The 21,559-nt window shown below is 33.6% G+C and carries 22 protein-coding genes and 1 pseudogene; 5 read left to right on the forward strand and 18 right to left on the reverse strand.

Annotated features, from left to right (window positions below):
* Positions 1-38 precede the first annotated feature (38 nt).
* Both ldmS and ACSULM_RS08245 read right to left on the reverse strand, forming a co-directional pair.
* Positions 39-1,247 carry an L-aspartate--L-methionine ligase LdmS gene (ldmS, locus tag ACSULM_RS08240; protein ID WP_436861998.1) on the reverse strand — a complete coding sequence of 403 codons (1,209 nt, stop codon included), beginning with the start codon at positions 1,245-1,247 and terminating at the stop codon, positions 39-41.
* Positions 1,244-2,428 (reverse strand): M20 family metallopeptidase, encoded by a 1,185-nt coding sequence (locus ACSULM_RS08245; protein WP_436862000.1) that lies wholly within the window; start codon positions 2,426-2,428, stop codon positions 1,244-1,246. The genes ldmS and ACSULM_RS08245 overlap by 4 nt, the downstream gene beginning before the upstream one ends.
* Before the next feature lie 370 nt (positions 2,429-2,798).
* On the opposite strand from ACSULM_RS08245, the gene ACSULM_RS08250 reads away from it, so the two are divergent.
* Complete coding sequence (locus tag ACSULM_RS08250; RefSeq protein ID WP_436862002.1) at positions 2,799-3,269, forward strand: S-ribosylhomocysteine lyase; 471 nt, start codon at positions 2,799-2,801, stop codon at positions 3,267-3,269.
* A gap of 103 nt (positions 3,270-3,372) precedes the next feature.
* On the opposite strand, the gene deoB is transcribed toward ACSULM_RS08250, so the two are convergent.
* The 3 genes from deoB to deoC all read right to left on the reverse strand — a co-directional run bounded on the left by deoB (position 3,373) and on the right by deoC (position 6,602).
* Positions 3,373-4,560, reverse strand: coding sequence for a phosphopentomutase (gene deoB, locus ACSULM_RS08255; protein ID WP_436862004.1), 1,188 nt, complete (start codon positions 4,558-4,560; stop codon positions 3,373-3,375).
* An 11-nt stretch (positions 4,561-4,571) separates the two neighbouring features.
* Positions 4,572-5,873 carry a pyrimidine-nucleoside phosphorylase gene (locus tag ACSULM_RS08260; RefSeq protein WP_436862005.1) on the reverse strand — a complete coding sequence of 434 codons (1,302 nt, stop codon included), beginning with the start codon at positions 5,871-5,873 and terminating at the stop codon, positions 4,572-4,574.
* A gap of 66 nt (positions 5,874-5,939) precedes the next feature.
* The gene (deoC, locus tag ACSULM_RS08265; RefSeq protein ID WP_436862007.1) at positions 5,940-6,602 is read right to left on the reverse strand and encodes a deoxyribose-phosphate aldolase; all 663 of its coding nucleotides are present in this window, start codon (positions 6,600-6,602) and stop codon (positions 5,940-5,942) included.
* Positions 6,603-6,785: 183 nt separating this feature from the next.
* Here deoC and deoD point away from each other — a divergent pair, with 183 nt between their 5' ends.
* A complete protein-coding gene (gene deoD, locus ACSULM_RS08270; protein ID WP_069996331.1) occupies positions 6,786-7,496 on the forward strand; it encodes a purine-nucleoside phosphorylase in 711 nt (236 codons plus the stop codon).
* 292 nt (positions 7,497-7,788) lie between these two features.
* Here deoD and ACSULM_RS08275 read toward each other — a convergent pair whose 3' ends face one another.
* The 9 genes and pseudogenes from ACSULM_RS08275 to ACSULM_RS08315 all read right to left on the reverse strand — a co-directional run bounded on the left by ACSULM_RS08275 (position 7,789) and on the right by ACSULM_RS08315 (position 15,751).
* Positions 7,789-8,238: a Dps family protein gene (locus ACSULM_RS08275; protein WP_436862009.1), complete on the reverse strand. Its 450-nt coding sequence runs from the start codon at positions 8,236-8,238 to the stop codon at positions 7,789-7,791.
* A gap of 180 nt (positions 8,239-8,418) precedes the next feature.
* Positions 8,419-9,282 (reverse strand): ribokinase, encoded by an 864-nt coding sequence (rbsK, locus tag ACSULM_RS08280; protein ID WP_436862010.1) that lies wholly within the window; start codon positions 9,280-9,282, stop codon positions 8,419-8,421.
* Positions 9,283-9,313: 31 nt separating this feature from the next.
* Entirely contained in the window at positions 9,314-9,700 is a 387-nt protein-coding gene (locus tag ACSULM_RS08285) for a thiol-disulfide oxidoreductase DCC family protein (protein ID WP_436862012.1), read from the reverse strand.
* A 226-nt stretch (positions 9,701-9,926) separates the two neighbouring features.
* Positions 9,927-11,294, reverse strand: a pseudogene (locus ACSULM_RS08290) (EVE domain-containing protein).
* Between the two features lie 71 nt (positions 11,295-11,365).
* A complete protein-coding gene (locus ACSULM_RS08295; RefSeq protein WP_436862014.1) occupies positions 11,366-12,346 on the reverse strand; it encodes a YeiH family protein in 981 nt (326 codons plus the stop codon).
* Between the two features lie 172 nt (positions 12,347-12,518).
* Complete coding sequence (locus ACSULM_RS08300) at positions 12,519-12,749, reverse strand: hypothetical protein (protein WP_436862016.1); 231 nt, start codon at positions 12,747-12,749, stop codon at positions 12,519-12,521.
* A gap of 24 nt (positions 12,750-12,773) precedes the next feature.
* Positions 12,774-13,712: a type I phosphomannose isomerase catalytic subunit gene (locus tag ACSULM_RS08305; RefSeq protein WP_436862018.1), complete on the reverse strand. Its 939-nt coding sequence runs from the start codon at positions 13,710-13,712 to the stop codon at positions 12,774-12,776.
* A 588-nt stretch (positions 13,713-14,300) separates the two neighbouring features.
* Complete coding sequence (locus ACSULM_RS08310) at positions 14,301-14,999, reverse strand: FadR/GntR family transcriptional regulator (protein WP_436862020.1); 699 nt, start codon at positions 14,997-14,999, stop codon at positions 14,301-14,303.
* Between the two features lie 95 nt (positions 15,000-15,094).
* A complete protein-coding gene (locus ACSULM_RS08315; protein WP_436862022.1) occupies positions 15,095-15,751 on the reverse strand; it encodes an SDR family oxidoreductase in 657 nt (218 codons plus the stop codon).
* 150 nt (positions 15,752-15,901) lie between these two features.
* Here ACSULM_RS08315 and ACSULM_RS08320 point away from each other — a divergent pair, with 150 nt between their 5' ends.
* Complete coding sequence (locus ACSULM_RS08320) at positions 15,902-16,219, forward strand: ArsR/SmtB family transcription factor (RefSeq protein ID WP_436862024.1); 318 nt, start codon at positions 15,902-15,904, stop codon at positions 16,217-16,219.
* 1 nt (position 16,220) lies between these two features.
* The gene (gene czrB, locus ACSULM_RS08325; RefSeq protein WP_436862026.1) at positions 16,221-17,186 is read left to right on the forward strand and encodes a CDF family zinc efflux transporter CzrB; all 966 of its coding nucleotides are present in this window, start codon (positions 16,221-16,223) and stop codon (positions 17,184-17,186) included.
* An 89-nt stretch (positions 17,187-17,275) separates the two neighbouring features.
* Here czrB and ACSULM_RS08330 read toward each other — a convergent pair whose 3' ends face one another.
* Complete coding sequence (locus tag ACSULM_RS08330) at positions 17,276-18,007, reverse strand: metallophosphoesterase family protein (RefSeq protein ID WP_436862028.1); 732 nt, start codon at positions 18,005-18,007, stop codon at positions 17,276-17,278.
* Between the two features lie 130 nt (positions 18,008-18,137).
* Between ACSULM_RS08330 and ACSULM_RS08335 the strand changes: the two genes are divergently transcribed.
* Positions 18,138-19,205, forward strand: a complete 1,068-nt coding sequence (locus tag ACSULM_RS08335; RefSeq protein WP_436862029.1) for a hypothetical protein — start codon at positions 18,138-18,140, stop codon at positions 19,203-19,205.
* A 64-nt stretch (positions 19,206-19,269) separates the two neighbouring features.
* Here the strand turns inward: ACSULM_RS08335 and ACSULM_RS08340 are convergent, their stop codons facing one another.
* From ACSULM_RS08340 to ACSULM_RS08350, 3 genes are all read right to left on the reverse strand, one after another.
* Positions 19,270-20,124 (reverse strand): HAD family hydrolase, encoded by an 855-nt coding sequence (locus ACSULM_RS08340; protein ID WP_436862031.1) that lies wholly within the window; start codon positions 20,122-20,124, stop codon positions 19,270-19,272.
* 65 nt (positions 20,125-20,189) lie between these two features.
* Positions 20,190-20,972: an ABC transporter ATP-binding protein gene (locus ACSULM_RS08345; RefSeq protein WP_436862033.1), complete on the reverse strand. Its 783-nt coding sequence runs from the start codon at positions 20,970-20,972 to the stop codon at positions 20,190-20,192.
* A 59-nt stretch (positions 20,973-21,031) separates the two neighbouring features.
* Positions 21,032-21,388 carry a DUF2200 domain-containing protein gene (locus ACSULM_RS08350; protein WP_436862035.1) on the reverse strand — a complete coding sequence of 119 codons (357 nt, stop codon included), beginning with the start codon at positions 21,386-21,388 and terminating at the stop codon, positions 21,032-21,034.
* Between the last annotated feature and the right edge of the window lie 171 nt (positions 21,389-21,559).

Consider the following 21,559-nt stretch of genomic DNA (forward strand, 5'->3'; position numbering starts at 1 on the left):
CTATAGCAACTTCTATTCCCATTCCTAATACCTATTAACTAACTGATTTCATGATTACTTTTTAATTCTTGTAAAAATTGTTGTTCTAAATTTTCAACTTCAGATTTGTTCTCTGCATGCCATATACAACCAAATCTAGAAGCAACTGCTTCATTTTCATACCAATCACCATCATAATATGACAACGGAAACAACACACCTTTGCGCACAAATTTTAAAATTGTATTAAAGAAATGTTGATTGTCACATGGTGAAACATAACTGTAGAATTTGTGATAACCTTCTTGCAGTACAGGTTCAAGTAATAACATACTCGTCGAACCATTTTGCCTGAAATTCAAATCTATCGCAAATACATCTCCATGTTTATCTAACAACAAATCAAAACCAGCAACGCCAAAATATCCCTTCGAAACTCCAATTTCCATGATTTCATGACCAGCTTGAATGACCTTATCTGGTACATCTTTAGCATTTTCATTGCCACTATAATAACCATAAGCATCTGTAATTTGATCAGAGGTTCCAATATAGCGGATGCCCTCTTGTTCAGAATATGCAAACTGCACACAATAATTAGCTACTGCTTCTATTTTTTGTTCAATAATCATGGTATCCGTTTGATCTTTAGCATTATCTATACGTTGCTTCGCTTTTGTTAAATCTGCTTCATTATAACAAATCATTACACCATAACCGCCAGCAGTGGGCAAGTCATCGCCTGGCTTAAGCACAAATGGAAATTCCCAACTTGATACTGCATCAGCAAAATCATTTATGGCAACCACTTCTCTTTTAGGCAGATATTGATTATTTGTCCATTCTGGAATACGCGCCTTATTATTTAGAGCTACAAAGACATCTTTATTCAATGCATAATAATCTTTTGTCAGTATGTCATCCCCATGAATATACTGAAAATATATTTTCTTATCTTCCTCTGTAGCTAGTGTTTTTAATGTATGTTCATAACTTTGTTGATCTTTAAAACGAATCACATTGGTCGGCATAGATTTACCAACAGCTTCAAATAGTAACGCTAATTTCTCCGTCACACTTGCTTCATGCACAATCACCGGCATATGATTTGCAATAATAAGTTCTCTTCCCGTCAAAAAATTTGATTGGTGTTCTTCTGGCTCTAACCAAGGATTAGATATATATGAAGGTCTAGATGTATAAACAATATGCGTATCATAAAGATCACTCAATGTTAATTTGGGTCTTAGTGAGCGGTCGTTCATCATTTTTTATGCCCCTTTATAAATTGGTGTTGTTCAATAATTTCATCTAGTAATGCTTGATTTGAGATTAACTCCAATCCCATGAGTGCCAAAATTTTCGCACCTCTAACTAAAGCTTGGTCACCATGTGTACTTGCAGCAGCCTCTCTAAATCGATGTGTATGTCCTACTAAATTTCTAGAACCTATTTTAATGTGCGGATGAATCGTTGGCACAATATGACTTACATTACCCGTATCTGTTGAGCCATAACCAAAGTCATCATCAATGACCGCTTCTCCCATTTCTGTCGCATATTTAGCAAATAAATCATCTAATTTAGAAGACTTTATAAATTCATTGACGCCATTTTGAATCGGTCCAAATTCATAGTCACAACCTGTTTGAATAGCTGCACCTTTAGCAATTTGACCCACACGTTCAGTTAATTTATCCAATTCATGTCGTGATGTTGCACGTGTGTAAAAACGTGCATGTGTAAAATCAGGAATAATATTAGCTGCTTGACCTCCATCTAGGATCACACCATGTACACGCTGGCTACTTTTAATATGTTGACGCAATTGGGCTACACCATTAAAGTATGAAATCATCGCGTCTAATCCATTTTTAGCTTCATCAGCATTTTCAGAAGCATGCGCACTCTTACCGTAGAATTTAATATCCAATACATCAACTGCAAGTGTATCAATCGTACGATATGTTTCATTGCCTGGGTGAACCATTAATGCAACATCTAAATCATCAATGATGCCCTCTTTCACATAGCTTGCTTTCGCACTACCATTCTCTCCGCCTTCTTCAGCCGGACAACCTAGTACAACAACCTTTCCACCAATTTCGTGTATGACTTGTTTAAGTGCAATGCCCGCAAATGTACTCGCAGTGCCGATAATATTATGCCCACATGCATGGCCTAAGCCTGGTAAAGCGTCATATTCAGCTAAAAATCCAATGGTCGGACCAGGTAATTCTGATTCGTAGGTTGCAATGAATCCTGTCGCATGCCCAGCGATATTTGTTTCTACTTCAAATTCGTTCTGCACGAGTGTTTCTGTCAGTGTACGCGAAGCAAAAATTTCTTCATTTCCTAGTTCTGGTCGCTGATGAATTTGATGACTCAATTCTAAATATTTATATTTTTTGTTTTCAATATAATCTAAAATGATTTGTTTATTTTCCATATTTGAATCACTTTCCCCTATATCACTTAATTTCGCTCATATCTTTCATAGACATCATGAAATAAAGTGCAATAAGTAATTTATTAAATGGGACAGAAATCAAATTTTCTAATAGAGATTTCGTAGTCCCACTCCTACAATTATGACTAATTGAACAATAATCAGAGACATCTATTTTTGTCTCAGTCTTAAATGTACAAAACTTAAATTAATTACTACTTATTCTATCGGGTTTATTGGTTTCTGTCATTAATTTTCTGAAATTTATAAAAAATAGCTCAAAGGAGGTCGTTTTTATAATTTCCCAAAATTGTAAATCCTGTATTGGATTGTTACAATAAGTGCATGATATTGATTAGGAGGATATATTATGCCAAAAATGAACGTTGAAAGTTTCAATTTAGACCATACAATTGTCGCAGCACCATTTGTCAGATTAGCTGGTAAGATGGAAGGTGCAAATGGTGATGTCATCCATAAATATGACATCCGTTTCAAACAACCTAATAAAGAACATATGGATATGCCAGGTTTACATTCATTGGAACATTTAATGGCGGAAAATATCAGAAATCATTCGGACAAAGTAGTAGATATTAGTCCAATGGGTTGCCAAACTGGTTTTTACGTTTCATTTATCAATCATGATGATTATGATGATGTATTAAACATTATTGAACAAACGATTCAAGATGTCTTAAATGCTACAGAAGTTCCAGCTTGTAATGAAGTTCAATGTGGTTGGGCTGCCAGTCACTCGTTAGACGGTGCTAAAGAAATCGCACAAGCATTTTTAGATAAAAAATCTGAATGGCATGATGTATATGGTGAATATAAATAAGACTAATCAAAGTTAGTAAATTAAACTTTATATGTACTAGAAAAGGCCACAGTGCGGTTTTTAACCCACTATGGCCTTTTAATATCTATCGGTATATACTCGTTTACTTTTCAATACCCATTTCATTCAAGTAACTTTTACCAAATTCTGGCATCTTCACGCCAAAATTGTCAGCAACTGTTGCACCTAATGAGCTAAAGGTATTATCCGTACTCAATTCATGATAATTGTTAATCTTCGGACTGAACATCAAGACTGGAATATACTCTCTTGTGTGATCTGTACCTTCAGCTGTTGGATCATTACCATGGTCAGCAGTAATAATTACTAAATCATCATCTTTCAGATGTTGCATTAACTCTGGCAATCGTTCGTCGAAATCTTTAATCGCTTGGGCATAACCCGGCTTATCTCGACGATGACCATATAGTGCATCGAAATCGACAAGATTCAAGAAGCTCATACCAGTGAAATCACGTTGTACAGTTTCAATTAATTTATCCATTCCATCCATGTTATCTTTTGTGCGAATTGATTCGGTTACACCTTCGCCATCAAAGATATCATTGATTTTACCTAGGGCAATCACATCATAACCGCCGTCTTGCAATGCATTCATAACCGTTTGACCAAAAGGTTTCAAAGCATAATCATGGCGATTTGAAGTTCGTTTAAATGCGCCTGGTTCACCAACATAAGGACGCGCTATAATTCTACCAATTAAATATTTAGGATCTTTTGTTAGCGCTCTAACCTTTTCGCAAATATCATATAATTCTTCTAATGGAATAATATCTTCATGCGCAGCAATTTGGAGCACAGGATCTGCAGACGTGTAGACGATTAAGTCTCCCGTCTTCATTTGATGCTCGCCCCATTCGTCAATAATTTGTGTACCCGAAGCTGGTCGGTTAGCAACGACTTTGCGACCTGTCAGTGTTTCAATTTCTTTAACCAGTTCCTCAGGAAATCCATCAGGATAAACTTTAAATGGTTGCATGATGTTAAGCCCCATGATTTCCCAATGTCCTGTCATTGTATCTTTTCCGACTGAAGCTTCACTTAATTTTGTATAAAAGGCTTGTGGTGCTTCAACACGGTCTACCACAGGAAGTGGAGCTATATTACCAAGTCCTAATTTTTCAAGATTAGGTAATGATTGCTCAAATCCTTCAAGTGTATGTTTCAATGTGTGACTGCCTTCATCATTGAATGCTTTTGCATCAGGTCCTTCCCCAATACCTACTGAATCCATTACAATTAAATGCACACGTTTAAATGGTGTAGTCATAATATTCTCTCCTATTCAGTAATAATTTTATGAATCAATGTTGGCGCGTCACCTGACTCACTGATTGTTATACTTTGTAAAAGCTTCGCCTTCACATCCTCAATTTGTTCTTGATTACTGTGAATTGTCAATAATGATTCGCCTGCATTTACTTTGTCGCCAACTTTTTTATGCAGTTCAAGTCCAACACTTAAATCAATGTCATCTTCTTTCGTTTGTCTACCAGCACCAAGCATCATAGAAGCAACGCCTACTTCGTTTGCAATAATCTCAGTGATTACGCCGGACTTTTCTGCAAGAAGTTCAATTTGATATTTTGCTTGAGGTAATTTAGAGACATCGTCAACAACAGATCCATCACCATCTTGATTTTCTAAAAACGTTCTAAACGTTTCTAATGCCGAACCGTCTTCAATTGCACGTTTTAATAATTCACGTGCTTCATCTAAATCACTTGCTTTACCGCCTACAACAACCATTTGTGAACCTAATGTCATAACTAATTCCGTGAGGTCTTCTGGTCCTTTGCCTTGTAGCGTTTCTATTGCTTCTTTAACTTCAAGTGCGTTACCGATTGCTTTACCAAGTGGTTGTCCCATATCTGAAATAATTGCCATCGTATTTCTGCCAACATTATTGCCGATACGAACCATAGCATGTGCTAATGCTTCTGCATCCTCAATTGTCTTCATAAAGGCGCCGTTACCAGTCTTAACATCTAAGACAATAGCATCTGCACCTGCAGCAATTTTTTTACTCATAATAGATGAAGCAATTAAAGGAATTGAGTTAACCGTTCCTGTTACATCACGTAATCCGTAAAATTTTTTATCAGCAGGTGTGAGATTACCTGTTTGACCAATGACAGCAACTTTCGCTTCATTGACTAATTGAACAAACTTGTCTTCGGTAATTTCTACATGGAATCCTTCGACAGATTCAAGCTTGTCTATCGTACCGCCCGTATGACCAAGTCCACGTCCACTCATTTTCGCTACTGGCACACCTACAGCTGCAACTAAAGGTGCAAGCACTAACGTAGTTGTATCACCAACACCACCAGTTGAATGTTTATCAACCTTGATACCGTTAATGTTGGATAAATCAATGACATCACCAGAATTGACCATCGCCATAGTCAAAGCAGCACGTTCATCATCATTCATATCTTGAAAATAAATCGCCATAGCTAAACTGGATGCCTGATAATCTGGAATGTCTCCGTTTGTGTAACCAGTGATAAAGAATTCGATTTCTTGTTGTGTTAAAGCTTGACCATCACGTTTCTTTTCAATAATATCTACCATTCTCATGTGAGTTGGCCTCCCCTATTTTTCAAATAAAATGTAAAATCCATTCCGAGTAATTTTCATCTTTTATTAATAGTCAGAGTTACTTTCTAGTCCTTGAATAATTTGCACACCGGCACTTGCACCAATACGTGTTGCACCTGCTTCAAGCATTTGGTTGAAGTCTTCAAGGTTTCTTACGCCACCCGAAGCCTTCACTTCTAAAGCATCTCCAACAGTGTCTTTCATTAATTTCACATCTTCCGGTGTTGCACCACCACCAGCAAAGCCTGTAGAAGTTTTAACGAAATCTGCACCTGCAGCTTTACTTAATTCACATGCTTTGACTTTCTCTTCATCCGTTAGTAAACATGTTTCGATAATCACCTTCACAGTTTTTCCATTAGCAGCACCAACGACGCCTTCAATATCTTTTTGTACATCTTCAAAACGACCATCTTTTAATGCACCGATATTGATTACCATATCAACTTCTGAAGCACCGTGTTTCACTGCATCTTCTACTTCAAACATTTTCGTTTCAGTAGTGGAAGCCCCTAATGGGAAACCAATAACTGTACAAACTAATACTTCAGAATCTTTTAATTGTTCTGCAGCATATTTAATATGCGTTGGATTAATACAGATTGATTTAAAATTAAAATCCTTTGCTTCTTTAATAATTTTATCAATTTGCGCTCTTGTTGCGTCCGGTTTAAGTAATGTGTGATCTATATATTTTGCATAATTCATATTAAATCCTCCTAATTTTTATCTATATTAATATGATGTTATATTCCACTTATAATTATATAGTAAAATTAAATTCATATCTTTATAAATATTCTCTCTTTACTTCTATACTACAAAAATTCGCAAAAATAATAAACAAATGTTATCTTTAATTTGATAAAGAATTTAAAGGAGAAGATGATTATGACAAAAGCAACACCTCATATTCAACCTAATGGTAAAAAAATTGCAAAAACCGTATTAATGCCTGGAGATCCACTTCGTGCAAAATATATTGCCGATAATTATTTAGAGAACGTTGAACAATTCAATGAAGTCCGCAATATGTTCGGTTACACTGGTACATATAATGGTAAAGAAGTATCTGTTATGGGTTCAGGAATGGGACTTCCAAGTATTGGTATTTATTCATACGAGCTTTACAACTTCTTCGATGTAGATACGATTATTCGTATAGGCTCTTGTGGTGCATTACAAGAAGACGTCAACTTATACGACATCATTATTGCACAAGGTGCATCTACAAACTCTAGTTATGTAGAACAGTACAATATTCCTGGTCACTATGCACCATTAGCAGACTTCGATTTAATATTAAAAGCTAAACAAAAAGCTGATGATATTGGAGCAACTACACATGTTGGTAATGTACTTTCTTCAGATACTTTCTACAATGCTGATTCAACATTCAATGAAAGATGGCAACGTATGGGTATTTTAGGTATTGAAATGGAATCAGCAGCATTATACTTAAATGCAACTTATGCTAATAAAAAAGCATTAGGTATCTTTACAGTTAGTGACCATATTCTACGTGATGAAGCAACAACTGCCGAAGAACGCCAAAACTCATTTACTCAAATGATGGAAGTAGCGTTAGAAATTGCTGAATAATTTATAGCTCAGTAATACATTTATATAATCATATATTTGATTCCCCTTCCTTTAGGTGCCTACTTTAAAAGGAAGGGGTTATTTATATGGGAAACCACGTTGAACCTTCAACCATTTCTAGTTAATCAACATCACCAATAGTTTGATAAGTTCATTTTAAAAAGTTACCTATTGGATAAAGATGTTATGTATACTCGCAGAATGCAAAAAACTGTCGACAAAGTTTGTAACTTCATCGACAGTCTTTTCATTTCAAAAAGCTCAGAAATGTTATTCGTTTTTATAAATATATTTATTTACCTAAATATGATTTCAACATCCAATTATGTTTATCAATGCTTGTTTGCATGCCGATAAACATGTCTTCAGTCACGTCATCTTCTGCTTTTGAAGCAACTTCAATTGCTTCTTCTAACTGTTTAGAAACATTGTCAAAGTCTTTTGTTAACTCTTCAACCATTTCTTCAGCTTTATAACCTTTACCAGCTTCTTCGATGATTGAAATCTCTAAACTTTCTTTTAATGTTGCCACTGGATTACCACCAGCTGCTAAAATACGTTCTGCTAAATCATCTATATATTGACTTGCTTCATCATATAATTCTTCAAATTTAGTGTGTAGTGAGAAGAAATTAGGTCCTTTTACATACCAATGAAAATTGTGTAATTTGGTGAATGCAACTGTCCAGTTTGCTACTTGTTGATTTAAAACTTTTACTACTTCTTCATTACTTTTTGCCATGTAAAATCTCTCCTTTAATTTTGATATTATCATTGAATGACAACACAAATCCTTGATTGCATTAATTATTATATAATAATTATTATAATCTGTAAAGTGAAATACGGCCTTAAATTAGAATTATTTTAATCTGAATCGCCAAGCAATGATTCATCTATATTATAGCAAATACTAGCATTATTATTCTAGGTCTTTGCTATATGGCATTGCACCCTGCGCACCTAATCCAGTAACTGAGAAACTTCCTGCTAAATTAGCAAATTGCACAGCTTCTTCTAGTGATTTATTTTCATTTAATGCAACTGCAAGTGCACCATTAAATGTATCACCCGCACCTGTCGTATCGACAACCTCTTTTTCATATCCTGCAATTAGCTGTTGTGTTTCACTATAAAACACTGCGCCTTTTGCACCTTGCGTGATGATTAACTTACGCGGATACGTTTCAAGTGCTTCATCAACTCGTCCTTCAAATAACAATTCACTTTCTGTTTCATTAGGTGTAATCCACGTTACTTTATCAATAATATCCTGATCCAATGAGCGATAAGGTGCCGGATTTAATATAACTTTCATGTCATTGTTCGTCGCATAATTAACTACTGCTTTTATTGTTTCTTCTGGTATTTCATGCTGTAAAACAATGATATCGCCTTTCGCAAAATGTTCGAGCTTAGGTAACACTTTCTCAGCTGTTACAAAATTGTTAGCCGCAGGTACAACAATGATACGGTTATCGTCATCATATAAAGTGATATGCGCTGTTCCAGATTTTTCATTTTCAATAATGTCCATATATGAGGTATCAACATTATTTTCTTTTAAATTATCAATAATCGCTTTACCGTTATCATCATCGCCTACTGCACCAATCATATACACTTGGTCACTTAAACGTGCAGCTGCAACAGCTTGGTTTGCACCTTTACCCCCTGGATTAGTGAAGAAGGTATTTCCCATCACCGTTTCTCCAGCGTTAGGTAAAATATCTGTCTTTACAACTAAATCAATGGACGCACTGCCTATTATTATTATTTTTCCCATGTTCGTTTCCTCCATATTTTCAGTAAAAATTTCAGTCATTAATGAAAAATGATTGCTCATATTTATTAGGCTTGTGCCAATGTGTTTTCCACATATGATTTCTATTATCTGCAAACAATTGATAACCAAAATCTCTAATGGGTTTAGGTGTAATATATAGTAAAATACCTAGCCATTTATACTTTGTTAATGATGTTATCAATGTCGCAATAGCATCTGATTTGAACTTCAAATGATCGCCTTCTTGTAGTATCACACTGTCATATTGTTGTGCTTCAGGATAATTTTCCATTAAATGTTGGGCTGAATCACCTTGCAATGTCGCAAATTGATATCGTGTTGAAAGTCCATTTTGAATTAGCCAAATTGCATAATTATAACAATACACACAATTACCATCATAATAGATAATTGGCATCGTCAACACTCCTTATATTATATAATCATTTATTAATTATATTTTTATATTTGTATATTATCTATTATATCCCATTTCGAGTGAAATAAATCATTTGCTCCCTTGAAGATTTAGAAATTTCATTTATAAACTTAGTTTAAGATAACACACACATAAAACACGCAAAAAACTGTCCACAAAGTTCTAGACTTTGCCGACAGTTTGATCTTCAATTATTCAGTTATAGTTATTCTTGATTTACCTTAACAATTCTTGTATATTTCAAAAATTGTTCAGTATATTTTTCTTTTATGTCATTTAAGGAATCATATGTTACGCCAATGATATGCCAATTAGGATTAAAGTGATAGTACGAATCTTTTTTTCTTGACCATTTTACCATGGATCCATCTTTATTATATCTCGGTAACGTCACTTCATAACCCTCTAAGACATTAATAAACGTTTGGAATATGTCAGGATCGATACGATTAAAATTATCTATCACTAAATACTGTTTGTCTTTACGCGGCATTAGATTTGTGATGAAACCTTCTCTATAATATAACGCACCCGTTTCATTCGGTAGATATTTACCGTATAGCATATCCTCAGTAAAGTCCGGATGACCTGACGTAATCACTGGATTCGCATTTGTTTTTTGCAATAAGTCTTCGGCTGCTTGCAAGCCTTCACCCTTATCGACTACTAGTAAAATAAATGGTTTTAAATCTTCAGCTGTTTGCGCTAACATTTGGTCGTTTTACACTGACTCAAATTGTGGTTTCATCCCATCATTAGCACTCATTTCAAGAATTGATTCAAATTGTGTTTTTGACATGCTTGCAATCGCTTGTTTTGCATTTTCCTGTAAAAAATAAAGATTTTTAAGTTTAGGATGTTTATTAAGTGTACTTAATGATACAGGTTCTATTTCTTTATCAAAATACACTTCAATTGCAGTACTATTCGTTCTGCCAGGAATTGGTGTTTTTTCATGTATATGCTTACTTACTTCACCGACTCCGATGACAGACTGTTCACGTTTTTTATTATAAAAAACAAGTTGATCTCCAATTTCAAGTTGTGTATAAAAATGGTATCCATTTCTTTTTATACCATTATACGTGTGCGTATAAATCGTATTATAAGATTCTGGTTCAAATTCTTGTTCTTCTGACACAAAAAAGTATCTTGGAATTTTAGTATCGCCTTTACCTAAACTCACGATAAGCTCAAACTCTTCTTGTGTAATTTGATTGAACAAGGTTTCTTTCATATTACTCATTCTGAATTCAAGTTGTTCACTACGTTTTAAATAATCTGCTGTTAGTGGTTTCAATTGCGCTTGTAATTGAAAATGCACACGAATTTTATTTTGAGCACCTGTTTGAACACTCGTAATTTCTCCATACCCTAATAAGCCAGTATCCATCTGCACTTGATAAAAGATTACTCGATCTCCCACTTTGGCTTGTTTAAAAGAACGGAAGCCCTGTGATGGATTAAATTGAGCACCTGATTCAAATAAAGTGGTTTGCCCCACCATTGGTTCATTATGGTTCCAACGATTATAACCGCAGTTTAACCAAAAATAATTTGTTTCCTCTGCCATTTAGATACTCCTTATCTCATAAAAAATTCTATTTTTTCCATTATATGCAAAATCAACATATAGAACAAACATTACCATAAGTTGATTAATTTCATTGTGATTAAACTTGTAATAATAACGACAATCCACGTTGCTAATCCAAGTAAGATTGGCTTCAAACCAGCTTGCCTGAATTGCTTAAAATCAACATTTAATCCAATACCTGCCATTGCCATCGTAATTAAAAATAACGACAATTGTTGAAAAATACTAATCACTGAAGGTGAAAAATTAAAAATTGTACTAATTAAAGATGCAACAACGAACCATACGATAAACCAAGGAAATATCTTTGTTATGGATGTATTCGTTTGCTGTGCACGCTCTTTTCGAATCATTCTATATGTAAAAAACAATACAACTGGGACTATCATTAATGTTCGTGTCAACTTAACTATAGCACCTGTTTCTAATGCCGTCTTACCATAGTTAGACGTTGCTGCAATAACACTTGATGTATCATTAATTGCTGTACCACCAAAATAACCAAATGTGGTTTGCCCCATTTGTAATATATGACCTAATGGTGGGAAGATAAATACAGCTATTAGGTTAAATAAGAATATTGTTGAAATTGCAAAAGCAACTTCACTTTCCTTCGCTTTAATTACAGGACTTGTTGCTGCAATCGCTGATCCGCCACAGATTGATGTGCCTACACCAATTAAAATACTCAGATGTTCATTAATATTAAATATTTTCATAAGTATAAACACTATTACAAAAGCTGCAAATAAAGTAATGAGAATAATTGGTAATGATTTCCAACCAATAGAACCAATAGATTGAAAACTCAATGTAAATCCTAAGACAATAATGCTATAGTGCAATATTTTTTTGCTACTAAATTTTATACCCGCTTCATATTTTTTGGGAATAGTAATTATATTATTGATGATGATACCGAGAATAATTGCAAATATTGCTCCACCAATAACAGGAAATTTGCTACCTAGTATGGTAGCTACCATCGCAATAATTAAGGTCATCATAAGGCCTCTTACTTTTTCCAATCTTGGCACCCCCAATTTACATATTATTTTACCACATTTTCCAATTGATTAACCGAGAATATTAAACCGTTCACAACTCTCTTTATAAAAGCCAAATTCACCCAATACACTACTTATCCATAAAAAAAGTATCATTTACTTAAAAGTAAAGATACTGAGTTGATACTATTTACTATTGTGCAATTGTTAAGGCTCCCATTATTGGCATAAAATTAATTAATACGCCTCCAAATTTTAGCATTGGACTGATTTCTTTATCAGGTATGGTAATCAATGCTGCAATGATTCCTATCGAGCCTAAGATAATTGGTACAGCTATGGAAGGAAATATTTCGATTTTTAAAAATATACCTGCCCCTGCTAATAGTCCACAAATTAACGAGACATATAAAAATTTATACATATTTAAAGCACTCCATTTTTCTGTCTATAAATAACTAACAATTAATTCATAATCACCTTCAAAAATTGTATCCAAATCATCAGAAGTGAGAATGAAATTCTGTCCTTGTTTCAAATCAAACACTGCACCGTCAATAATGACTTGTCCTTCACCCTTAAGCACGGATACTAAAACAAATTCCCTAGGTTTCATATAATTTAAAGTACCTGAAATATCCCATTTCACTATGGTGAAAAAGTCATTTGAAACTAGTTGCGTCCGTTTATGATTTTCTATAATTTCGGTGTCAGTTGGAATATTGATATTTTCATTAGCAATTTCAATAACTTCTTTCGCTTTACTTTGACTCAACTCCCGTTTTTCTCCAGAAGCATGAACTCTATCATAGTCAAACAAGCGATATGTTACGTCTGAAGATTGCATCGTCTCATAAACAAGTACGCCTGCGCCTATAGAATGTATTGTTCCTGCAGGTATGAAATAAAACTCCCCTGGTTTAACTTTCACTTTATTAAATAATGCATCATAATCTTGCGTATTAATCTTATCCAAAGCAACTTCTTTTGAATCTGTATTCAATCCATAAATTATCTCTGCATCTTCTTCAGCATCAATGATATACCAACATTCTGACTTACCATATTGACCATCTTCATTTTCATAGGCATAAGCATCATCGGGATGTACATGCACTGATAAGGATGACTTAGCATCCACTATTTTTGTCATTAATGGAAATTCTTGGCTTGGAAAATCACCAAATAATTCACGATGATTATTCCAAACTTGATCTAATGTTTGCCCTTGAAATGGCTCATTTAAAATTTCACATCTGCCATTTGGATGCGCTGAAATACCCCAAACTTCTCCAATCGTATCACTAGGTAAATCATATCCAAAATCTTTTAATCGATTGCCACCCCATATCTTTTCATGGAAAACTGGCTTTACAAATAACGGCATGCATCGCACCTCCATATTCTAAAGTTGTTAATATTGGTCTTGATTTATTATGGTCTCTTATTTTTATATAAGTAATTTTTTAGTTATAATTGCATATTAATTTTATTGCTAGTGTGATTGTAACACATTACTGTGCTAAGTATAAATGACTATATATGACTTTAAAGCCACTTCTCATTATAGCAATGCTCATTTTGAAATGGTAGTTTAAACTCGATTACATATAATATTTCGCGTTATTAAATTGCAAATTTATATGATTGATGTAAATTTCTCATGTTTTTCCTATTGCCAATTACAACGTTTTAATTTTATAATTAGGTATAGCGTTTTTTACGGAACGCTATCTGTTTTTACATATAAGGTAATGTATTAATTATGATAATTTGTAACTGCTGATTACTTTTACAAATTTAAAAATTTGCAATGAAGTCCAAACTACGGAAGGTTTGGGCTTTTTTATTTTTCAAGACATATTACTAGGTCCATATAAATAGCGCTTTTTCATACGATGTGTAGCTCTAAAGTATGCTAATCTCTACTTTAATCTGTGAACACATTTCATGAAAAAGCGCTTTTGATTACTATTTACTGCTCTTTAAAGTTTGCTAGAATGGTTTCTTTCACTTCTAACAAATGATGTTGCATTGCTCTCACTGCAACATCACTTTCTTGAGCTAAAATGGCATGATATATTTTCTCGTGATCTTCTAAAAGTTTATGCATTGTTTTTTCCTTATTATAGATAAACAACTTTCTCGTTTCTTTCATTGAGTCACGAATTAATTCCGCAATATTATTTAAAAGTTCCACCAATAATGAATTCTGTGCAGCCTTAGCAATCGCTAAATGAAAATCTAAATCTGCTTTTTCACCAGAAGTTCCGTCAGTGATTGCTTCACCCATTTCTTTCAAAGCTGTTCTTAAACCTGCTAGATCATTTTCATCACGTTTTAAAGATGCACTGGCTACCGTTGCACTTTCAACGATTTCTCTAAGTTCCAATAACTCTGTGATTTGATTTACAGATGTAAACTTGTCACCAAATTCAAAAAAAGTAGGCTCTTTTTGTTTAATAAACGTACCATAACCTTGTTTAACTTCAATAATACCTATAGTTCTTAAAGCATTAAGTGCCTCTCGCACTGAAGCAACACTTACACCATATTCCTTACTTAACTTTTGTATAGATGGTAATTTATCACCCACTTGATAAACATCTGTACTTATACTTTCCATTATGATATCTGCAACTTGCTCATATATTTTTGTATTCGAAATTTTCATGTTTACCCCCAAAGATATCTACCATTATAACAAATTTTCACTATAATTGGTCGTGTAGTTTAATGCCGTTTTATTATAGTAGAAATCAAATAAGGTTATTTCTGAAATTGAGCAAGTGCTTCAGATATTGGTGTGTCACCACTAACTACTTGGAACGCTTCATTAGTTACTGCTTCCTTAGATATCTCTGCATGAATCACAGTAGCGACATCTTGACGTGGGATAACACCACCACCTTCTATTTTCTCAGCAACTTCAACTTTACCTGTACCCTGTTCATCCAATAGACCACCTGGATGTATAATTGTATGCGCTACATCGGATTGCTTTAGATATTCATCTGCATAATGTTTAGCTATCGTATATGGTTTCAAGTCACCGCTTGCATCAAATGCACTGCGACTAGAATCAAATGTTGAAATCATGATGTAATGTTTTATGTCACTGTCTTCACTTGCTTTAATTGTTTTGATTGCACCATCTAAATCTACGGTTATCGTTTTATCTGCACCTGTATTTCCACCTGAACCAACTGTAAAGACAATCTTATCAAAGTCTTTAAATTTATTAGTCAAGGTTGCAATATCATCCGCTTCAACATCTATTAATAAACTTTCGATACCTTCACTTTTAAACGTTTCTACTTGTGAACTTTTTCTTACACCTGCAACAAAATCTTCACCACTTGCTTGCAGTTGTTTTACTAAATGCTTACCTATACCACCATTTGCACCAATTATTAACGTACGCATTTTAAATACCTCCTATTTGTAATCTTTGCTAAAACATTACCACTATTCATATTTATTAAAACAAAGGATATCAATAATTGACATTTCTAGAAAATTATATTAATATATGAACAAATATTCATATATTAATATAGAGATGAGGTTAAACTGATGGAACCATCATTAAATTTACATACCATCGACCATGTATCAGATATTTTCAAAGCATTAAGTGATGGAAACCGTATACGTATCATGCATTTATTAATACAACATGAGTGCAGTGTAGGTCATATTGCGCATACATTAGAACTAACGCAGTCTAATGTTTCTCATCAATTGCGCATTTTGAAACAAGCACATTTGGTAAAGGCCAAACGTAACGGCCAATCTATGATTTATTCAATTGATGATACACACGTTACAACTTTACTTCAACAAGCTATCCATCACGCTGAGCATAATCAAACATTGAAAGGCGGACGTTAATATGTCAGGACATCATGATCACAGCCATGCACATGGCCATGTACACACAAACAACAAGAAAATTTTACTTATCAGTTTTATAATTATTGGTGCCTTTATGATTGTAGAAATCATTGGAGGATTTTTGGCCAATAGTTTGGCATTACTTTCAGATGGTTTACATATGTTTAGTGATACGATTTCCCTAGGCGTTGCATTGCTTGCCTTTATCTATGCTGAAAAACATGCAAACAAGCATAAAACTTTTGGCTATAAGCGTTTTGAAATTTTAGCAGCTTTATTCAATGGTGTTACCCTCTTTATTATTGGAATCATCATAATTATTGAAGCTATAGGCCGCTTCTTTAACCCTGTAGATGTTCAATCTACCGAAATGTTTATTATTAGTGTCATAGGACTCATTGTAAATATTATCGTAGCCTCTTTTATGTTCAAAGGCGGAGACACATCTCACAATATTAATATGCGTGGTGCGTTTCTTCATGTAATGGGAGATTTACTTGGTTCTGTTGGTGCTATTATTGCCGCAATACTTATATGGACACTAAATTTAACGATTGCAGACCCTATTGCTAGTATTATTGTTTCATTGTTAATTATTAAAAGTAGTTGGGGTATTACTAAATCTTCACTTAATATCCTGATGGAAGGCACACCTACTAATGTTAATTTAAATGAAGTCGTTTCAACTATTACAGACGAACAAGATATTCAAAGCGTACATGATTGTCACATTTGGACAATATCTAATGAAATGAATGCACTGAGTTGCCACGCCGTGGTACCACACCAAATGTCGGTGGAACAAGGTGAACAATTATTAAATAAATTAGAACACAAATTGCAACACTTAAACATCCAACACATGACGATTCAACTAGAAACGAGTGCACATCTGCACGATAATGATACACTTTGTGCTTCTATCTATAAAAATCATACACACCAGCACACACATGACCATTAAAACTAAGACATCATATAATATAAAAAAGCTGATTGTTTTCTACTTCTTTGAAAACAATCAGCTTTTATTGCATACACAAATTTATTATGTTATAAAAATTTATCGAAAATAAGTGATTTTGCAGGAACTTGTTTTTCATCAAATCCTCTTATGAATTCTTCGTTATCATAAGGAATCTTTACACGTTCTATAGAAAATTCATTTTCATCAATTGTGACAATACCATAAACTGCATATTTGCCATTATTAAGTCCTACCGATCCAGGATTGAAATATATTGTAGATTTATCATCAAACAAATGTACTGTATGATTATGTCCAAAGACGATTAAATCTGCCTCTTTATCTTCAAATAACGTTCTCATATTCTCTTCATTGGGTTCAACAATAGGACTAAATGGTTGGCCATCAATAGGCGTCTCTAAATGTTCGTTTGGTATTTCGTAATGAATGAATAATACCTTTTTATTGTTACATGTCTTTTCAATAACACGTGGTAATGCATTTAATTTTTCATAATAGTCCTCATCAAGATGGCTTTCTATCCATTGGTGATGTTCATAAAATTTATCCTTTAAGTCTTCTGGATATGGCGTATCATTTACAATTGACATGACCGCTGCATCATGATTTCCTGCAATGATTTCCATGTCATCTCTATCAAAAATTTCATCCAACACTTTATTCGTTTCATGCCCGACGCCTATGTTATCACCAAGATTAATTATTTTATTGATATCTTCTCGTCTATCAATATCATCTAACACGGTTTCCAATGCATCAAAATTGCCATGAACATCAGTAATAATTGCAAATTTCATGATGATTTCTCCTTTCACCTTTTCTCATTAGGACATTTTAACATTTTATAGCCATTTTGTTACCTATTTATTTTAAAATCTTCATTTTTTTGATATCGTATGTTTATCACTAAAAAGGAGTGCTTAAAATTTGTTCAATTTTCATAAATTAGCATTATCAAATGCAAAACCACAACATGCTAAAATTTTACTGTTTACAATTGTAAGTTTCATTATATTATTTGCATTGACCGTATTGACATTTATGCCAGTACAACCAGCAATGTATAAAGTCATGATGTCCGCTGCAATGCAACAACCAATGGGTGGTGCTATATTTTCAGTAGTAATTGCATTACTTATACCATTATTGGTATTTGTATTTGTAGGATATCCATTAATCGCCGGCACAATCTATACAATAGATAACGCAATCAATAAGAATACATCAACGTTCAGTGATTTATACTCAGTATTTAAAAAAGGTAAATACTTAAAAGCTATTAAGTTAGCATTAATTACTTTAATATTTATCATTCTATTACTATTACTAAATATTTTAGTTTCTAAAATACTTAATCTTGGTGTCGTGCAATTATTTACAGCATTACAAGGTACATTAAGTAGTACAGATCATGCGCTAGGTTATTCACTAACATTCCAAATTGTTGCTGCAACAATCATATTATTCATCCAATCATTCCTATATTGGTTCTTTGCAATTGTCATTGTGAATTATACGCTAGCATTTGTAAAAGAGCCTAGCAATGGTGCTTGGACTTCTGTGAAACGTGGATTCAAAGGAATTAAAAATGGTAAAAAGACATGGTTCAAATTCTACCTTGGTTTATTACTATTAAACTTAATCGTAATTATCCTTGCTAATCCAGTCAGCCAATTAGTTTCTATCTTTACTGGTAGTATTTCACAAACTGTTGCCTTAACTATTATATATGTTGTTTCAATCATAGTGATTGTTATAAGATTAGCAATTTACTATGTAAACTTATTGGCAATCATTCAATATTACAATCGTGATGGTGAAATGATTGAAAACGCAAAAACGAAATCAAAAACTTCACGTAAGAAATCTTCTAAAATAAAAAATAGCGTGACTCATGATACTGAAAAAGCACAATCAACAACTCATGATAAAGCTGATCATTTGAAAGATGAAACATCGAAGACTAAAGACAACATTACAAAACAAGACAAATAAATTAATAGTATCGTCAAACAAAACAAAGCGGAGACATTTTTAATGTCCCCGCTTGTTTTTTATATTATTTTAAGAAATGATCTTTTAAATAATTCGCTGCACCATTGTCTTCATTCGTCATAGATGTAACGTCTTTTGCTAATGCTTGAATTTCTGGTCTGGCATTTTTCATTGCCACAGTATGATGACCAAATGCAAACATCGCTCTATCATTATCACTGTCACCAATGACTAAAGTTTGCTCTTGCTTAATACCAAAATGTTCAATCATTTCTTTAATGCCTGTACCTTTATCAATATTGTATGCCATCGTTTCAGCATTACAACGTGAAGAATTAGATACACTAATCTGTAAATCTTGCTGGTCTGACTTTAATTGCTCTCTAAAGTCAGTAATTTTATCAATATCTGGTGAGAATAAATATATTTTAGAAAACGACGTATCCGGTATTGTTGATTCCCAATCTACTTTATCTATTAGGGATGCTTTTCGAGAAGACCATTCAGAATCACCGACATTTTCTGGAGGATGTTTAGCTTCAAATAAAGCGCGTGCCCATGATTCATCTTCTTTAAGAACAATTCGGTTACTATCAAATGGAAATACTTCATAATAAATTTCTTGTTGCTGTGCGCGTTTCACAATAGCTTCAACAGTATTAAAAGCTAAACTATGCTTAAATAGCACATCATCTTGAACCATACCTAAAGTCCCATTAGAACTAATAATACCGTCTACCTCAAACGAATCAGGTACAAGATAATGTATTTCATTATGTGCACGACCAGTTGCTAGAAATACTTTATAACCTTTATCTCTTAATTGTTGAATTACTTCTGCCGTTTCTATATCAACGCGATTATCTTTATGTAATATCGTCCCATCCATATCTAAAAATATTGCTTTAACATTATCCATTTATAAACCCTCCATCAATCTTGTCGCCTTAAATTATGTCATTATCTTCGCCTTTGTGCAACGCATTACTGCTTGATAAATAATGAATAACGCTGATTCTGGTACATTACGCTAACGTCTCTATTAAAAAACGCAGTTAATGTGTCACTATTTATTATATTTTCAATTGATCCATTTTTGTAACAACTTCCATCTTTTAATAAAATTCCTTGTGTTATATCTTGAGTTATCTCCTCGATAAAATGTGTCACATAAATCACAGTTAAGTTAGGTTGTTGCTGATACATTTGATGTAAAGCTTGTAGTAAATCTTCGCGTGCTACGAAATCTAAACCAGATGCTGGTTCATCTAATATAAGCAATTTCGGGTCACCCATAAGCGCTCTAGCAATTAACACTTTTTGACGTTCTCCTGTCGAAAGGTAGCCGTAATATTGATTTTCAAATGCTTGCATACCCATCTGTTCTAAGTAATATTGTGCCATTTCAACATGATGCGATTCAACTTCTTTAAATACACCAATAGATTTAAATATACCACTAATGACAACATCTCTAACTATTTCTCCATCTTGAAAACGATCCATTAAACTATTAGAAACAAAGCCGATATGATTTCTGACTGCTTCAGCAGAATAACCTACTTTTCCTGGCTGCATCCCAAAAAGCGATAGATTGCCAGATGTATGCGGCTCATATGCATTAAGAATATTTAACAATGTTGTTTTCCCTGCACCATTCAAACCGTATAACATCCATTTTTCACCTTCGTTAACTTGCCAACTTACATTTTTAATAATATCTTTCCCTTGTTTCCTACGAGAAATGTTGTTTAATTCAATCAACATATTTTATCCCCCTATTCCAACATCTATAATCACGCTTTTTACACTTTTGTGTATTGCTTTTATTTTGCTTTTCTAAATATTTTCTCCAATGATTTACCCTTAGCAAGTTCATCAATCATCTTATCTAAATATCTAATTTCTTTCATAACCGATTCATCCATGTCTTCAACACGTATGCCGCATATAACGCCTGTGACTTTAGTTCTATCAGGGTTGAGTTGAGGCGCCTGTGTAATAAAGGTTTCATAATCGGTGCCATCTTCTACTATTTGATTTAGTTGTCCTTGTGAATAGCCTGTCATCCAACGAATAATTTCATCCGCTTCAGCCTTTGTTCTATTCTTTTTCTCAACTTTTTTAATTAATAGGTCATATACTTTTCCAAATGCCATAGTATAGATTTTAGGTTTAGCCATTTTGTTAACTCCTATTCAACAATTAGTCTTATATATGATTCAATCATAATGAACGTTGCTTAAATTTTAAAATGTTTTGTTCTATTTATATGATGAATTGTCAATTTAACTGCAACAGACTTACAGTGAAAATTTCATAAGGTGTACACCAATTAAGACACTTTCTTGGTC

This window comes from Staphylococcus caeli (genome assembly GCF_051413795.1).
In the GTDB taxonomy this organism is placed as follows: Bacteria; Bacillota; Bacilli; order Staphylococcales; family Staphylococcaceae; genus Staphylococcus; species Staphylococcus caeli_A.